The sequence below is a fragment of the Bradyrhizobium sp. cf659 genome, assembly GCF_900113725.1.
Lineage (GTDB): Bacteria > Pseudomonadota > Alphaproteobacteria > Rhizobiales > Xanthobacteraceae > Bradyrhizobium.
In genome coordinates this window covers 627501-642803 of the sequence record NZ_FOQJ01000003.1, presented here as the reverse complement: position 1 = coordinate 642803, position 15303 = coordinate 627501, and the positions used below count along the sequence as shown (strand labels likewise).

13 protein-coding genes and 1 pseudogene (1 of these 14 cut by a window edge) are annotated in these 15303 nt (G+C 64.8%); 10 read left to right on the top strand and 4 right to left on the bottom strand.

Annotated features, from left to right (window positions below; genetic code table 11):
* The 5 genes and pseudogenes from metF to BM118_RS17055 all read left to right on the top strand — a co-directional run bounded on the left by metF (window position 1) and on the right by BM118_RS17055 (window position 7533).
* Window positions 1–921, top strand: coding sequence for a methylenetetrahydrofolate reductase [NAD(P)H] (metF, locus tag BM118_RS17075; protein ID WP_177234385.1), 921 nt, complete (start codon window positions 1–3; stop codon window positions 919–921).
* A gap of 6 nt (window positions 922–927) precedes the next feature.
* The gene (gene metH / locus BM118_RS17070; protein WP_092186677.1) at window positions 928–4785 is read left to right on the top strand and encodes a methionine synthase; all 3858 of its coding nucleotides are present in this window, start codon (window positions 928–930) and stop codon (window positions 4783–4785) included.
* 733 nt (window positions 4786–5518) lie between these two features.
* A complete protein-coding gene (locus BM118_RS17060; protein WP_244550178.1) occupies window positions 5519–6211 on the top strand; it encodes a hypothetical protein in 693 nt (230 codons plus the stop codon).
* A gap of 455 nt (window positions 6212–6666) precedes the next feature.
* Window positions 6667–6858 (top strand): annotated as a pseudogene (locus BM118_RS42755) (DUF3592 domain-containing protein); the annotation flags it as partial.
* Between the two features lie 45 nt (window positions 6859–6903).
* Window positions 6904–7533, top strand: coding sequence for a DUF3592 domain-containing protein (locus tag BM118_RS17055; RefSeq protein WP_441299755.1), 630 nt, complete (start codon window positions 6904–6906; stop codon window positions 7531–7533).
* A gap of 16 nt (window positions 7534–7549) precedes the next feature.
* On the opposite strand, the gene BM118_RS17050 is transcribed toward BM118_RS17055, so the two are convergent.
* Entirely contained in the window at window positions 7550–8179 is a 630-nt protein-coding gene (locus BM118_RS17050) for a glutathione S-transferase family protein (protein WP_092186675.1), read from the bottom strand.
* A gap of 149 nt (window positions 8180–8328) precedes the next feature.
* Window positions 8329–8631: an ArsR/SmtB family transcription factor gene (locus BM118_RS17045; protein WP_092186674.1), complete on the bottom strand. Its 303-nt coding sequence runs from the start codon at window positions 8629–8631 to the stop codon at window positions 8329–8331.
* Window positions 8632–8658: 27 nt separating this feature from the next.
* Between BM118_RS17045 and BM118_RS17040 the strand changes: the two genes are divergently transcribed.
* Genes BM118_RS17040 through BM118_RS17030 form a run of 3 tightly spaced genes read left to right on the top strand, consistent with a single transcriptional unit; the run spans window position 8659 to window position 10716 of the window.
* The gene (locus BM118_RS17040; RefSeq protein WP_092186673.1) at window positions 8659–9639 is read left to right on the top strand and encodes a threonine/serine dehydratase; all 981 of its coding nucleotides are present in this window, start codon (window positions 8659–8661) and stop codon (window positions 9637–9639) included.
* Window positions 9640–9655: 16 nt separating this feature from the next.
* Window positions 9656–10087: a DUF6636 domain-containing protein gene (locus tag BM118_RS17035; RefSeq protein ID WP_092186672.1), complete on the top strand. Its 432-nt coding sequence runs from the start codon at window positions 9656–9658 to the stop codon at window positions 10085–10087.
* 29 nt (window positions 10088–10116) lie between these two features.
* Window positions 10117–10716, top strand: coding sequence for a hypothetical protein (locus tag BM118_RS17030; RefSeq protein WP_143099482.1), 600 nt, complete (start codon window positions 10117–10119; stop codon window positions 10714–10716).
* Between the two features lie 197 nt (window positions 10717–10913).
* Here BM118_RS17030 and BM118_RS17025 read toward each other — a convergent pair whose 3' ends face one another.
* Together BM118_RS17025 and glpK are read right to left on the bottom strand one after the other, a co-directional pair.
* Window positions 10914–11507 carry a GNAT family N-acetyltransferase gene (locus BM118_RS17025; protein ID WP_092186670.1) on the bottom strand — a complete coding sequence of 198 codons (594 nt, stop codon included), beginning with the start codon at window positions 11505–11507 and terminating at the stop codon, window positions 10914–10916.
* 215 nt (window positions 11508–11722) lie between these two features.
* Window positions 11723–13228: a glycerol kinase GlpK gene (gene glpK, locus BM118_RS17020; protein ID WP_092186669.1), complete on the bottom strand. Its 1506-nt coding sequence runs from the start codon at window positions 13226–13228 to the stop codon at window positions 11723–11725.
* Between the two features lie 186 nt (window positions 13229–13414).
* Here glpK and BM118_RS17015 point away from each other — a divergent pair, with 186 nt between their 5' ends.
* Together BM118_RS17015 and BM118_RS17010 are read left to right on the top strand one after the other, a co-directional pair.
* Window positions 13415–14773, top strand: coding sequence for an MBOAT family O-acyltransferase (locus BM118_RS17015; protein ID WP_177234384.1), 1359 nt, complete (start codon window positions 13415–13417; stop codon window positions 14771–14773).
* 29 nt (window positions 14774–14802) lie between these two features.
* On the top strand, window positions 14803–15303 hold the 5' portion of the coding sequence (locus BM118_RS17010; RefSeq protein ID WP_143099481.1) for a hypothetical protein. It continues 369 nt past the right edge of the window; only the first 501 of its 870 coding nucleotides appear in the window; its start codon is at window positions 14803–14805; its stop codon lies beyond the right edge, outside the window.

Genomic DNA, 15303 nt, shown 5'->3' with positions numbered 1-15303 from the left:
ATGACTGATCTGACGAAGCCTGCGACAGCCGACGGGCAAGACGGGCACCTGAAGCGGCCTGCGATCTCCTTCGAGTTCTTTCCGCCCAAGACCGAGGAGATGGAGCGCAATCTCTGGGAGACCATCAACCGGCTCGCCCCGCTCGACCCGAAATTCGTCTCGGTGACCTATGGCGCCGGCGGCTCGACCCGCGAGCGCACCCATTCGACCATCGCCCGCATCCTCAAGGAGACCGCACTGCTGCCGGCCGCGCACCTGACCTGCGTCGGCGCCTCGCGCGGCGAGATCGACGAGATCGTCGACCGCTACTACGAGGTCGGCGTCCGCCACATCGTGGCCTTGCGCGGCGATCCGCCCGGCGGCATCGGCACGCCCTATTCCAGCCATCCCGACGGCTACCAGAGCTCCGCCGACCTCGTCGCGGGCATCAAGAAGCGGCATGCCGACATCGAAGTGTCGGTGTCCGCCTATCCCGAGAAGCACCCTGAAGCGCGCGATTTCGATGCCGACATCGACACGCTGAAGGCCAAGGTCGATGCCGGCGCAACCCGCGCCATCACGCAGGTGTTCTTCGATAACGACCTCTACTTCCGCTATCTCGACCGCGTGCGTGCCCGCGGCATCAACATCCCGATCGTGCCGGGCATCATGCCCATGCACAATTTCAAGCAGGCGAGAGCCTTCGTCACGCGCGCCGGCACCTCAGTGCCGGACTGGCTCGCGGAGAAGTTCGAGGGCCTCGACGACGACGCCGAGACCCGCAAGCTCGTGGCGGCCACCGTCGCCGCCGGCCAGGTGCAGAAGCTGGCGAAGCGCGGCGTCGACACCTTCCATTTCTACACCATGAACCGCGCCGATCTCGTATTCGCGATCAGCCATTTGCTCGGCATTCGCGCCAAGAGCGCGCAGAAGGCAGCTTGACCCAAGATGACCGTACCCGTTTCCGCCAAGCGAACTGCCCTGCTCAAAGCCGCCCGTGAGCGCATCCTGGTGCTCGACGGCGCCATGGGCACGATGATCCAGAACCTCCAGTTCGACGAGGCCGCCTTCCGCGGCGAGCGCTTCAAGAGCTTCCATCGCGACCTGCGCGGCAACAACGATCTGTTGATCCTGACCCAGCCGCAGGCGATCGAGGACATCCACGCCGCGTACTTGCGCGCCGGCGCCGACATCGTCGCGACCAACACCTTCTCCACGACCTCGATCGCGCAGGCCGACTACGACCTCACCGACATCGTCTACGAGATGGCACGCGAAGGCGCCCGCCTCGCCGGCAACGCCGCAAGGCGCGTCGAAGCCGAGGACGGCAAGCCGCGCTTCGTCGCCGGCGCGATCGGCCCCACCAACCGCACCGCCTCCATCTCGCCCGACGTTTCCAACCCCGGCTACCGCGCCGTCACCTTCGACGATCTGCGCAAATCCTATGGCGAGCAGATCCGCGGCATGCTCGACGGCGGCGTCGACCTGCTGCTGGTCGAGACCATTTTCGACACGCTGAACGCCAAGGCCGCGCTTTACGCGATCGCCGAGATCACCGAAGAGCGCGGCATCGACATGCCGGTGATGGTGTCGGGCACCATCACCGACAAGTCCGGCCGCCTGCTCTCCGGGCAGATGCCGGAAGCGTTCTGGAATTCGGTGCGGCACGCCAAGCCCATCACCATCGGCTTCAATTGCGCGCTCGGTGCCGAAGACCTGCGCGCCCATATCGCCGATATCGGCCGCGTCGCCGACACGCTGGTCTGCGCTTACCCCAATGCCGGCCTGCCCAACGAATTCGGCCAGTATGACGAGACGCCGGAATACATGGCGCGCCTGGTCGGCGAGTTCGCGCGTGACGGTTTGGTCAACATCGTCGGCGGCTGCTGCGGCACCACGCCGGAGCACATCGCTGCGATCGCCGCGGCGGTTGCCCCGCACAAGCCGCGCATCGTGCCGGAGATCGAACCGCGCTTGCGGCTCTCCGGCCTCGAGCCGTTCATTTTGACGAACGCGATTCCGTTCGTGAACGTCGGCGAGCGCACCAACGTCACCGGCTCGGCCCGCTTCCGCAAGCTGATCACCGCCGGCGATTACACCGCCGCGCTGCAGGTCGCCCGCGACCAGGTCGAGAACGGTGCGCAGATCATCGACGTCAACATGGACGAGGGCCTGCTCGACTCCGAAGCGGCGATGGTGACGTTCCTGAATCTCGTCGCCGCCGAGCCCGACATCGCCCGCGTCCCCGTGATGGTCGACAGCTCGAAATTCTCGGTGATCGAGGCCGGCCTGAAATGTGTGCAGGGCAAGCCGGTCGTCAATTCGATCTCGATGAAGGAAGGCGAGGAGAAGTTCATCCACGAGGCCAAGATCGCCCGCCGTCATGGTGCGGCTGTCGTGGTCATGGCCTTCGACGAAGTCGGCCAAGCCGATACGTTCGCGCGCAAGACCGAGATCTGCAAGCGCGCCTACGACATCCTGGTGAACCGCGTCGGCTTCCCGCCTGAGGACATCATCTTCGATCCGAATATCTTCGCGATTGCGACCGGCATCGAGGAGCACAACAATTACGGCGTCGACTTCATCGAGGCGACGCGCTGGATCCGCCAGAACCTGCCGGGCGCCCACATCTCGGGCGGCGTCTCGAACCTCTCGTTCTCGTTCCGCGGCAATGAGCCGGTGCGCGAGGCCATGCACTCGGTGTTCCTGTATCACGCCATCAAGGCCGGCATGGACATGGGCATCGTCAATGCCGGGCAGATGATCGTCTATGACGACATCGATGCTGAACTGCGCCAGGTGTGCGAGGACGTCATCCTCAATCGCGATCCCGGCGCGTCGGAGCGGCTGCTGGCGCTTGCGGAAAAATTCCGCGGCAACAAGACCCAGACCAAGGAAGCCGACCTCGCCTGGCGCGAATGGCCTGTGGCGAAGCGGCTGTCGCATTCGCTGGTGCACGGCATCACCGAGTTCATCGAGCAGGACACCGAAGAAGCCCGCAAGGCGTCGTCGCGTCCGCTCGACGTGATCGAGGGGCCGTTGATGGCGGGCATGAACGTCGTCGGCGACCTCTTCGGCGACGGCAAGATGTTCCTGCCGCAGGTGGTGAAGTCCGCCCGCGTGATGAAGCAGGCGGTCGCCTGGCTGATGCCGTTCATGGAGGAAGAGAAGGCGCGCAACCTTGCCAATGGCATCGGTACCGAAGGCTCCTCTTCCGCCGGCAAGATCGTGCTCGCGACCGTCAAGGGCGACGTCCACGACATCGGCAAGAACATCGTCGGCATCGTGCTCCAGTGCAACAATTTCGAGGTCATCGACCTCGGTGTGATGGTGCCGGCGGCCAAGATCGTCGAGACCGTGAAGGCGGAGAAGGCCGACATCGTCGGCCTGTCCGGCCTGATCACGCCTTCGCTCGACGAGATGGCGTTCTTCGCCGGCGAATTGCAGCGTGAGGGCCTCAAGCTGCCGCTGCTGATCGGCGGCGCCACCACGAGCCGCGTGCATACGGCGGTCAAGATCGACCCGAGCTACCGCGCCGGTCCCGTCGTGCACGTCAACGACGCCAGCCGCGCCGTCGGCGTCGCCTCCTCGCTGCTCTCGCCGGAGAAGCGCGTGGCCTATGCCGCCGAGGTGCGGGCCGAATACGCCAAGATCTCGGACGCGCATCTGCGCGCGCAGGCCGACAAGAAGCGGCTGAAGCTGGCAGACGCCCGCAAGAACCGCGTGCCGGTCGACTTTGCCGCGAACAAGCCGGTGAAGCCGACCTTCCTCGGCACCAGGAGCTTCGACGCATACGACCTCGCCGAGCTCGTGCCCTATATCGACTGGACGCCGTTCTTCCAGACCTGGGAGCTCGCCGGCCGCTTCCCCGCGATCCTCGACGACGCCAAGGTCGGCGAGGTCGCGCGTTCGCTCTATGACGACGCGCGCAAGATGCTCGACCTGATCGTCAAGGAGAAATGGTTCCGGGCGCGCGCCGCCGTCGGCTTCTGGCCGGCGAATGCGGTAGGCGACGATATCGTGCTTTACGCCGACGAGAGCCGGACCAAGAGCATCGCGACGCTGCACACGCTGCGCCAGCAGCTCGAAAAGCGCGCGGGCCGGTTCAACGCGGCGCTCGCCGACTTCGTCGCGCCTGTCGGCACCGGCGTGCCCGATTATGTCGGCGGCTTCGTCGTCACGGCCGGCATCGGCGAGGATGCCGTCGCCGACCGCTTCAAGATGGCCAACGACGACTACTCCTCGATCCTGTGCAAGGCTTTGGCTGATCGCTTGGCCGAAGCCTTCGCCGAGCGCATGCATGCCCGCGTGCGCCGCGAGTTCTGGGCCTATGCGCCCGACGAGGCGCTTACCAGCGAGGATCTGATTCTCGAAAAGTACCAGGGCATCCGCCCCGCGCCCGGCTATCCCGCGCAGCCCGATCACACCGAGAAGGCGACGCTGTTCGAGCTGCTCGATGCCGAGGCCACCGCCGGCGTGAAGCTGACCGAGAGCTTTGCGATGTGGCCGGGCTCGAGCGTGTCCGGGCTCTATTTCGCGAACCCCGCGAGCTATTATTTCGGCGTCGGCAAGATCGAGCGCGACCAGGTCGAGGATTATGCCGCTCGCAAGGGCATGACGGTCGCGGAAGCCGAGCGCTGGCTCGCGCCGGTGCTGAACTACATCCCGGCGCGAGAGGGGACCGACAAGGCCTTCGCGGCGACGCCGGCGAACGACGAGACGTCAAAGGACCTCGCCTCGCATCCGCCGGGCTGCACCTGCGCGGTGCACCTCGTCTGGCAGAAGAAGCGCGCGGGCGCTGGATAGGCGCGAACTCCTGCAGTCGTCCTGGCCTTCGCCAGGACGACGGTGGGGCTTTCCCTTCAAAACGTGAAAAACAACCCCATGCACAGTAGAAATGGGGTTGAAAGACCTGAACAATTTCGGACCCTCGCGCCGCTTGCTCCGTCGGGCAAGACACCTGTAATATTCCATCATCGCCCACCGTGCCTGTCGTCGTCGGTCGGAAGACCGCACCACACCTTCGGTGTCGTCCTGGCGGAAGCCAGGACCCATACCGCGTGATCTATCGGTGGGTATCGCTAGCAATACCGAACGACGAATCTTGGCCAAACTGCTCCCTGGGGTAATGGGTCCTGGCTTTCGCCAGGACGACATTGGGGAGGCAGTATGTAGTGCCAACGGCTGTACGAATTCTTGAACGCAGTGCTCCTTGGCAACGCTCCGCCTCAACGGCCCACGTCTCGCGGGAACCGGACTCGTGTGAACTCGTTCACTTGTCCGCTCAACCTTGATTCGCTAATCTATCGGTCTACTACCTTCGAACCGACGGTTTGCTTGGGATCGAACATATGAAGCAGTTCATTGCACTGTTCGTCGCCGCGATCGCTCTCGTCGTACTGCCCACGATTGCCGCGGCGGACTGTCCGAAAGGCTACGTGCCATGCGGCGAACGAAGTCAGTTGTGCTGCCCGGGAAAATAACCAGCCGCAAATGGCTTTGGCTTGGTAGCGGAGTATTTGTCGCGATCGGCCTGGTGATGGTTGCAGTCTGGGTCGGATTCCCGCGCAAGAAGCAGACGATCACGGCCATCCTCTCCGAGACCGGATATTTCGAGGTGGTGCCGCCGAGCACGTTCGGCGGTCCCGGCACGATCAACACGATCGAGTATCTGAGCGACGGCCGGCTGGAACTGCATCCGACCTGCGATGTCGACCCCACGCTCCTGGCCAGCAAGATCCAGAAATCACGCACTGTCGACCGGGAGTTGAAGCAATCGCTCGAGAAGAAACTCGACGTTTCGGCCGAGGTCAGGGAGAAGCTGTCGGCTGTCGCCGGGATGCAGCAGGTCGAAGCGGTCAACCTCAAGCTCGAGAACGCCAACATCCTGCTGATTTCCGACGAGTCGCTGATCTCGGCCCGGAACGCATTGCTGAAGGCGGAATGCGAGGACGCGGTGACCCTGAACGTTTCGAGCGGCGGTGTCGTGTGCCAGACGCGATCCGTTCTGGAGGCCGATGTCGTCTACGAGATCAAATATCACAACAAGATCTCGATGGAGGAGAAGGCCAAGCTGACATCCGAGATCGCAGCGAAGCTCGACCTGGACGTCCATCAGGGGGCGAACGACAAGGTGTCCGGCTCTCAATTGTTCTTCGGCATAAGACTGTCGCCAAATCCGATCGTCCTGAAGACCGCGGCGGGCGATATCAAGCCCTGTTCGCGGAAATAGGATCGACGCCGCACGCCACTTCTTCGGCGGCGCAAGTGACTGCGAGATCTCAAGGGACGGAGCGGGCTACGCCTGCCTCCAGACTGTCATTCCGGGGCGCGCCACTTGGCGCGAGCCCGGAATCCATTCATCCGCGTCTCGCTGCACGATGGATTCCGGGCTCGCGCTCCGCGCGCCCCGGAATGACGGTCTGAGGCGCTTCATCCCTTCGGCGGCACCAGCGGTTGCACGATCTCTCGAAAAAGGCGGCAGCGCCGTGAACGCAAGGCGCGCTCGCCGCGACCAATGGCGATCGCCGCCGAAGAGCAGGGAATCGGATGCTGGACGCCCAACAATTGATGTGGACGCAGATTGCCGCCGGCATCTCCGTGTCGCTGTTTGGATTGACGCTGTTCAATCTGGTCCGCATGCGGGGCCGGATGCAGGCCGCGCGGAGCTGGGACAAGGTGTAGGGCATCATCACGGTCTCCAGGGTCGATCAGCCGGCGACGCACGCCTCGGACGATCAGAACGATGCCAAGCCTGTCATCCGCTATCGCTATCAGGCCGGCGGCCAGGAGCTGGAAAGCGACAAGGTCTTTGTCGGTGGCCCCGCCATCACGACGAGGGTACTGGCCGCAAAACTGACCGGACGATATCCGGTCGGGGCGCATGTCGACGTCCATGTCGATCCGAAGCAACCGACCGAGGCGTTGCTCGAACCTGCTGCCGCGCAGAACGTCGCGGCACTGGTGGCGTTCACCATCGTGTTCGGCTTCATTGCCGCCACCCTCACCGCGCATTCGCTCGCGGGTCACGTGCTCTACACCAACAACGGCGTTCCGCTGTTCGCGTTCGCGTTGCCGATCATCGTGCTCGTGGGCGGCGTGTTCTGCGTCGCTGAGTATGTCCGGACGCGCCGGCTGGCGAGCGCCAGCCCGCGCTGGCCGACCGCGGCTGGCAGGGTCACCCGTTGCGACGTGATCGAGGAAATCATCGAGGAGAAGAACGACGACGACAAGTCCCGGTCCAGCAAGCTCCAACACCGCTATCAGGTCGACCTGCGCTACGCCTACAGGGTCGACAAGCGCGACTTCATCGGCACCGAAGTCGATTGGGGCGGCACCATGATCTCCGGGCTGCGCGAAGTCGCCGAAAAGGCCGCAGCGAAATATCGCCCCGGGCAGAAGGTCAAAGTTTACTACGATCCGGAACGACCGGGACGTGCAGTGCTGGAGCCTGCGAGCCGGGAGGGCGCGCTGGGGCCGCTGATCGGTGCCGCGGTCTGCGCGGTCGTCGGAGGCCTTTTCCTGACAATCCTGATCAAGGTCGGGTTCGCTTAGAGGCGCTTGATGCGGCTCAACCCTTCGGCGGTGCCAACGGCTGCACGATCTGCTGGAACGGCGGCAGCGCCTCGCAGCGGTCGGCATGCGCCGCAAGCGCGGGATAGCGCACCGCGTCGAACAGAAGCGGATGCGCTTCGCGGGTGAAGCGCACGACGCAGGCCACCGCGATGTCGGCGTGGCCAATGCGCTCACCCAGCCAGAACGGCGTCGTCACCTTGGCGCGCTCGGCGTCGAGCACGCCGAGCACGCCGCCGATCTGCGCCTGGCAGCGCTCGACCCACAATGTAAGCTGCTCTTTCCGCAGCACGCGCTCATAGAGCAGGCTCACCGCCTTGTCGCCGAGGCCCGAAACGAGCGCGCAGATGCGCAAATGCTTTCGTCGCTCGGCGCCGCCGCGCGGCAGCATCGCCTTCCCCTCGCCGACCAGCTCGTCGAAATAATCCAGGATGATCGTGCTCTCGATCAGCGCCTCGCCGTCGTCGAGCACCAGGGTCGGGACGCGGCGCAGCGGATTGTACGGCGCGATCTTGTCGGCATCGCCGAAGGTGGACCACGGCCTGTGCTCGAAGGGGAGCCCGTAAAGCCGCAGCGCGATCGCGACGCGGCGGACGAAGGGGGAATCATATTGGCCGATCAGGAACATGGTTCTCGCTCTTCTCGTTGGTGGGACACGGCGGGGCCGGTCAGTTTCCACGACAAGCTCGGCGCCGCGCAAGAAAGATTGTGGAAATGGAGCATTGCGCCGGTCGCAACGGCACCTGCAACATCACGCGCCAGGTGCGCGATGCGCGATCAAAGGCCGTCCTGGATCGAGCGCTTGATGGCGGCGATCGCGGCTTCGTTGCGCTTGTACATCGTCCACTGCTTGATCCGCTTGGCGCGCACCAGCTTTGCGGCCGTCAGTACCCGCATGTGCTCGCTCACGGTCGGCGCGCTGACGCCGAGCTTCTCGGCGATCAGCAATCCGCAGACGCCGTCCTCGACCAGGTCGCCATCGGCCTGCTCGCGAAAATGCTTCCGCGGATCCCGCAGCCAGTCCAGGATCTGCAGGCGGCGTTCGTTGGCCAGCGCGCGCAGGGCGACGGTGAATTTCATTTAGCCATTTTGCTAATTGCCTAATTGATGTCAACTCCCGGATGGGCTATCAAGGACGGTATCATGACAGCGACAATGGACATCACGCGGGAGCGGATTGCGACGACCGAGGCCGTCATTCGTCCGCACGTAAGGCGCACGCCCCTCATTATGGCCGATCTCGCCGATTTCGGCCTGCCGGCGGCGCCCATCACGTTCAAGCTCGAGATGCTGCAGCATTCCGGATCGTTCAAGGCGCGGGGCGCATTTGCCAATCTGCTGCGGCCGGTGCCGGAGGCGGGCGTGGTCGCCGCATCCGGCGGCAATCACGGGGCGGCGGTCGCCTATGCGGCGCAGCGGCTCGGCATTCCCGCCACGATCTTCGTGCCCGATATCACCTCGCCAGCCAAGGCCGAGCGGATCAAGGGGTATGGCGCGAAACTCGTGATCGCGGGCAGCCGCTATGCCGACGCGCTCGCCGCGAGCGAAACGCATGTTGCACGGACCGGCGCAATGGCAGTTCATGCCTACGACCAGGCCGAAACCCTGCTCGGCCAGGGCAGCGTCGGACTGGAGCTGGAGCAGGACGCGCCCGGCATCGATACGCTGCTGGTGGCGGTCGGCGGCGGCGGACTGATCGGCGGCATTGCGGCGTGGTACAAAGGCCAGACGCGCATCGTCGCGGTCGAGCCCGAGCAATCGCCGACCCTGCACGCCGCCTTGGCGGCGGGAGCACCGGTCGACGCCCCGGCCGGCGGCCTCGCCGCCGACAGCCTTGCGCCGCGGCGCGTCGGTGAATTGATGTTCCCGATCGCGCGGACCCATGTCGAGCGGGTCGTTCTGGTCAGCGACGAGGCGATCCGGCAGGCCCAGGCCGCTCTATGGTCGAGCCTGCGTCTCGTCGCCGAGCCCGGCGGCGCGGCCGCGTTTGCCGCACTGCTGTCGGGCCGCTATCGTCCCTTGCCCGGCGAACGCGTCGCAGTGCTGCTCTGCGGCGCCAACACCACGGCGGTCAAGTTCAACGGCTAGTCTTCAAGGGAATTGCATGATCGGGCCCCGCGCCGTCATCCTGGCATCGACCCTGCTTGCGTTGATCGGAGCCGGCGCCGCAAGCGCCCAGGATCGCCCGATCGGCTTTCTGACGCCGTCGAAAAACATCGCCTGCCAGTTCTTCACGGAGAACGGCCAAACGAGCGACAAAGCCGTGCTCCGCTGCTCCATCATGAACATGGAGGCGCGCCGGCCCGCCGACTGCGAGCTCGATTACGGCCACGCCTTAGAGATGAGCGCGAAAGGCAGCGCCAACCGCATCTGCGCCGGCGACACGGTGATGGACCTATCGCTGCCGGTGCTCGCCTATGGCGAGGTGTGGCAGCGCGCTGGGTTCACGTGCCGGTCGGAGCAGACCGGGCTGACCTGCTTCAACGCCATGCAGCGCGGGTTTGCGCTGGCGCGGGCGGAGCAGAAGGTGTTTTGAGCATGCTCCGATTTCTATACATCAGTTGCATGATCTTCATCGCAATGGGCGCCGCACGAGGGCAAACCGACGTGACTCCGGACAAATCTCCGTCGCTTAACATCATCGGCGCCTATTCCTTCAGTGCCGACAAGGCGGCCTATGCCCGCTTTATCCGGGAGACGATCGACGCCAACGATCCTCCCAATTTCAGTGAAGAGCTGAAAGCTTTCCTGCGAAAAGTCGGCAGGGGTGACGAAATACGTCCGCTGACTGATGAAGCCCGGCAAGAGTGGGAGGACGACCTGCGGCACCATATGGACGATGCCGCAGTTTTCGAGGTGCAGGTCACGAACCCCGATGCAAGGTTCAGTATCTCCGACTTCGTTCAGGCCGACCCATCTCGACCCAAGGAACAATGGCAAGTCGCGTGGGACGAAACGTTCCTGACGACAGATGGTGGGACGGTGATCCACATCGATCGCGGGCACAGGCTGCCTGAGGCGAAACAATACCGCGTGGTTTTCGTGATCCATTTCTGGAAGCCCGGCCTCCCACTGAGTTCCAGTTACGGCGAGCTTCAGCCTCCTCCCGTGCAACCGCTGCCCGAACGATTGTGGCGCCTCGCACCGTACGATCTGCCGAACTAGATATGTAGTCCAGATAGAGCGCAGCGAAATCCGGGGTCGATCAGCGCGCGTTGATGTTTCGTTTTGTAGAGCAACGTCGGCGCCCACACGCCGTCATTGCGAGCGCAGCGAAGCAATCCAGGATCCCTCCGCGGAGACAGCCTGGATTGCTTCGTCGCAAGAGCTCCTCGCAATGACGGTGATGAGGGAGCCGCGTACTATTCGATAATTGGCACATGGCGCGCCGCCGTCCGCGGCGCGGTGCCATCGAGACGCGGATCGTCGGCGATCTCGATCTGGCGGCGGAACGGGCGGAAGCCGGAGCGCTGATAGAACGCGACGGCGGAGGGATGGTCGAAGGTGCAGGTGTGCACCCAGACGCGGCGCAGCTCGCGCGACCATGCGAGCTCCAGCGCGCGGTTCATCAGGAAGCGGGCGGCGCCCGTCCCGATCAGGCCGGCGGTGACGCCGAAATAGACCAGCTCGCACTGGCCGGCTTCGCAGAAGTCCAGCTCCAGCAGGCCTTCGTCGCGGCCGTCCGCGACCAGGGCGTAGACCTCTATTCCGGGCGCGTGGATGACCGCGGCAAGCTCCGCATCGTTCATGCGGGCGCGCGAGAACCACAACCACTCCTCGCCGACGCGGCGGTAGAGCTCGCGATACCAGTCGGGCGCGGGCGCTTCGACCTTGCGCAGGGTCCAGGCGCCGGGCGGATCGTCACGGCGCGCGGGGCGCGCGGTCATCTCGAGATGGGTGACGACGGCGGCGATCTTCCCGGCGGGGACGTCGGAATATCCGTCGGGGAGGATCATTGTTGCTTACTCCGCTTCGTTGCAAGAGACTCCAGAGCTGGCGCCATGCACTCCATTGTCGTCCCGGACAAGCGCGCCGTAAGCGCGCGCAGATCCGGGATCCATAACCACGAATGGGATTTGCTTTGCGACGCTGGAACGACGAGTCCCGTTCACAACATCGGCTGCGGAGTATGGGTCCCGGCCTTCGCCGGGACGACTCGGAGAGGGCGTGCCTACCCCTCCCCCTCGTCGCTCGCCAGCACACCCTTCACGGCGCGCGCCCAGCCCGCGAGCTTCCGCGCGCGCGTCGCCTCGCTCATGTTCGGCTTGAAGCGGTGCTCGAGGCGCCAGTTGTCGGCGAATTTGGTCGGCTCGGGATAGACGCCGGCCTCGAGGCCAGCGAGATAGGCGGCGCCCAGCGCCGTGGTCTCCTGGATCACGGGACGATCGACCGGCGCGTCGAGGAGATCGGCGAGGCGCTGCATGGTCCAGTCGGACGCGGTCATGCCGCCGTCGACGCGCAGCACGACACTGGCCGTCTCCGAGCTCGGCCAGTCGGCGCGCATCGCCGCCCAGAGGTCGAAGGTCTGGTAACAAACACTCTCCAGCGCGGCGTGGGCGAGCTCGGCGGGCCCGGTGTTGCGGGTGAGGCCGAACAGCGCGCCGCGCACGCGCGGATTCCAGTAGGGCGCGCCCATGCCGACAAAGGCCGGCACGAGATAAACGCTCTGCATGGAGTCCGACTGATCAGCAAGAGGCCCGGTCTCCGCCGCGTGCTTGATGATGCCGAGGCCGTCACGCAGCCACTGCACCGCGCTGCCGGCAACGAAGATCGAGCCTTCGAGCGCGTAGGTGCGTTTTCCCGCGAGCTGATAGGCGACCGTGGTGAGCAGCTTGTTCTTCGACACCACGGGCGTGGTGCCGGTATTGAGCAGCGCGAAGCAGCCGGTGCCGTAGGTGGACTTCATCATGCCCGGGCGGAAGCAGGCCTGGCCGATGGTCGCGGCCTGCTGGTCGCCGGCGATGCCGGAGATCGCGATCGCGCCGCCGAACAGGTCGGGCACGCTCTCGCCGAAGCGGGCGGAGGAATCCTTCACCTCGGGCAGCATCGAACGCGGCACGCCGATGATCTCGAGCAGCTCGTCGTCCCATTGGCCGGTGTGGATGTTGAACAGCAGCGTGCGCGAGGCGTTGGTGGCGTCGGTGGCGTGCACCTTGCCGCCGGTGAGGCGCCAGAGCAGGTAGCAGTCGATGGTGCCGAACATCAATTCGCCGCGCGCGGCACGCGCCCGCGCGCCGGGGACGTGGTCGAGGATCCAGGCGACCTTGGTGCCGGAGAAATAGGGATCGATGATCAGGCCGGTTTTCTGCGAGATGACAGGCTCGCGGCCGTCGGCTTTCAGCTTGGCGCAGATGTCGGCGGTGCGGCGGTCCTGCCAGACAATGGCGCGGTGCACGGCCTGCCCGGTGGCGCGGTCCCACACCACGGTGGTCTCGCGCTGGTTGGTGATGCCGATCGCGGCAATGTCCTTTGCGGTGATGCCGGCCTGCTCGATCGCGTCGCGGCAGACCATCACGGTCGAGGTCCAGATGTCCTCCGGCTCGTGCTCGACCCAGCCCGAGGCCGGAAAATGCTGCGGAAATTCCTGCTGCGCGCGCGCGGCAATCGAGATGTCGCTGCGGAAGACGATGGCGCGCGAGGAGGTGGTGCCCTGGTCGATGGCGAGAACGAAAGACATGGTAGCTACCTTGGCGTTTTCCCTGGAGGCGGTCAGTGTGTCGGGCCAAAGGGAGCGGATTAGGGCGGGAAGGTCAAGACCGCCACGCCCGCCGAGGCGGTTGACGGTGCACCGCCCGCGCGAGCCGGGAGACTAGGACAGAGGGAGCGAAGATGATACATGCCGGGCCGGGTAAATCGGGGCGGCATGACATTCACTTCCTTTCAGTTTGGCCTCTTCGTCGCGATCGTGTTCGGCGCCTATTATCTGCCGCCTTTGCGCCGCTTCCAGGTCCAGCTGCTGGTGCTCGCGAGCCTGGTGTTCTATGGCTCGGGCCAGCCAGCGCTGCTGCCGCTGCTGCTCATCGCCGTGCTCGGGACCTACCTCTGTCTGGTGCTCGCCTTCGACAACCGCGCGATCTGGATGCCGGCCGGAATCGTCTTCAATCTCGCGCTGCTGGCATTCTTCAAATACAAATTCCTGCTCGTCGATGCGTCCACGGTTGACCCGATCGGCTTCGCGCCGGTGGATTTCCTGTTGCGGCTGCCGCTGCCGATCGGCATCTCCTTCTTCGTGTTCCACAACATCAGCCTTCTGGTCGACCTCACGCGCGAGAAGAGGCCGCCGCCGCTGCGGGACGTCTTCCTCTACATCATCTTCTTTCCGCAGCTCGTATCCGGACCGATCACGCGCGCGGGCCAGTTCATGCCGCAGATCGTCCCCAAGCAGCTCGCCAACGTCGATTTCGCGGAAGCGGCCAAATGGATCCTGACTGGCTTCTTCTTCAAGCTCTACGTCGCCAACAATCTCAACGAGATGACGTCCTACATGGACTATCCGCTCTATGAGACGGTAGCCACGCAGGACCGCTGGCTGCTCGTGTTCCTGTACAGCTACCAGATCTATGCCGACTTCTTCGGCTATTCGGCGATCGCGCTCGGCCTCGGGCTGTTGTTCGGCTACCGCCTGCCGGTCAACTTCGACCTGCCCTACATCTCGGCTTCGTTCTCCGAGTTCTGGACGCGCTGGCACATCTCGTTGTCCAACTGGCTCAGGACCTATCTCTACATCCCGCTCGGCGGCAACAGGGAGGGACCGGCGAGAACCTGCCTCAATCTGATGATCGTGATGACGCTTGGCGGCCTCTGGCACGGCGCGAGCCTGAGCTACGCATTGTGGGGCATGCTGCACGGCCTCCTGCTCGTCGTCGAGCGGCCGTTTCTGAAGGTGCTGGGCGAAGCCGGCCCTGTCGTGCGCGTCGCCCGCATGGGCGTCGTCTTCTTCTGCGTGACGATGCTCTGGATCTTCTTCAAGCTGCCGAACTTCGATCACGCGCTCGGCTACCTCGCAGGCATGTTCACGCCGACGGACAATCCCAATCCGACAAAACTGTTTCGCAACATGGCCCTGCTCTACGCCCTCCCCGTTCTCATCCAGCATCTCGGCCTCGGCGCGCTCGCCAGTGGCTGGTTGCGGCGATGGGAGCCGTATCTCTATGGTGCGCTCGCGGCGTTGGCCTATCTCGAGGCGGGGCCGGACGTCGCCTTCATCTATTTCCAGTTCTGATGATGGCACAGATATCCGGACTTCCATGGTTGATCAGATGTGCGGGTGCAGCCGTGGCGCTGCTGCTGGTCTGCGGTCTCGCCACAGCGCGGTTCGGCTCCGCGCTCGAGCAGCCGTCCGTCACGACCCGCGACGGCAGCCTCATCACCCTCAACCGCTATCTGAGAGAACCGGTCCCAGACATCGTGCTGGTCGGCAGCTCGGTCGCCTGGCGTCTCAAGGAGGAATATTTCTCGCTTCCCCGCTTCCGCAATCTCGCGCTGGCCGGAGGCTCACCGGTCACCGTCCTCGAGATCCTCGCGAGACAGCCGAGCTTGCCGAAGATCATCCTGATCGAGACGAACATCCTGTCGCGCGAGCCCGACAGCGAGCTGATCGGACAATTCTCTGGTCGCGCGCGCGCGGAAGCGCCGTTCCTGCGCCCCGTGCGCGCGGCGGTTGCGGCCCATGAGAGGTGGAATCACGCATCGCCCAAGGCCGCACAGGCTCGCGCCGAGCAGGATCGCCTGCTCAAGGAACTGCCGAGCACG

Excerpts from the sequence above, each read along its gene's own strand:
- metF (WP_177234385.1), top strand. The coding sequence starts at position 1 with ATGACTGATCTGACGAAGCCTGCGACAGCCGACGGGCAAGACGGGCAC.
- metH (WP_092186677.1), top strand. The coding sequence starts at position 928 with ATGACCGTACCCGTTTCCGCCAAGCGAACTGCCCTGCTCAAAGCCGCC.
- BM118_RS17060 (WP_244550178.1), top strand. The coding sequence starts at position 5,519 with ATGGTTGCAGTCTGGGTCGGATTCCCGCGCAAGAAGCAGACGATCACG.
- BM118_RS17050 (WP_092186675.1), bottom strand. The coding sequence starts at position 8,179 with ATGTTCCTGATCGGCCAATATGATTCCCCCTTCGTCCGCCGCGTCGCG.
- BM118_RS17045 (WP_092186674.1), bottom strand. The coding sequence starts at position 8,631 with ATGAAATTCACCGTCGCCCTGCGCGCGCTGGCCAACGAACGCCGCCTG.
- BM118_RS17040 (WP_092186673.1), top strand. The coding sequence starts at position 8,659 with ATGTCAACTCCCGGATGGGCTATCAAGGACGGTATCATGACAGCGACA.
- BM118_RS17035 (WP_092186672.1), top strand. The coding sequence starts at position 9,656 with ATGATCGGGCCCCGCGCCGTCATCCTGGCATCGACCCTGCTTGCGTTG.
- BM118_RS17030 (WP_143099482.1), top strand. The coding sequence starts at position 10,117 with ATGATCTTCATCGCAATGGGCGCCGCACGAGGGCAAACCGACGTGACT.
- BM118_RS17025 (WP_092186670.1), bottom strand. The coding sequence starts at position 11,507 with ATGATCCTCCCCGACGGATATTCCGACGTCCCCGCCGGGAAGATCGCC.
- glpK (WP_092186669.1), bottom strand. The coding sequence starts at position 13,228 with ATGTCTTTCGTTCTCGCCATCGACCAGGGCACCACCTCCTCGCGCGCC.
- BM118_RS17015 (WP_177234384.1), top strand. The coding sequence starts at position 13,415 with ATGACATTCACTTCCTTTCAGTTTGGCCTCTTCGTCGCGATCGTGTTC.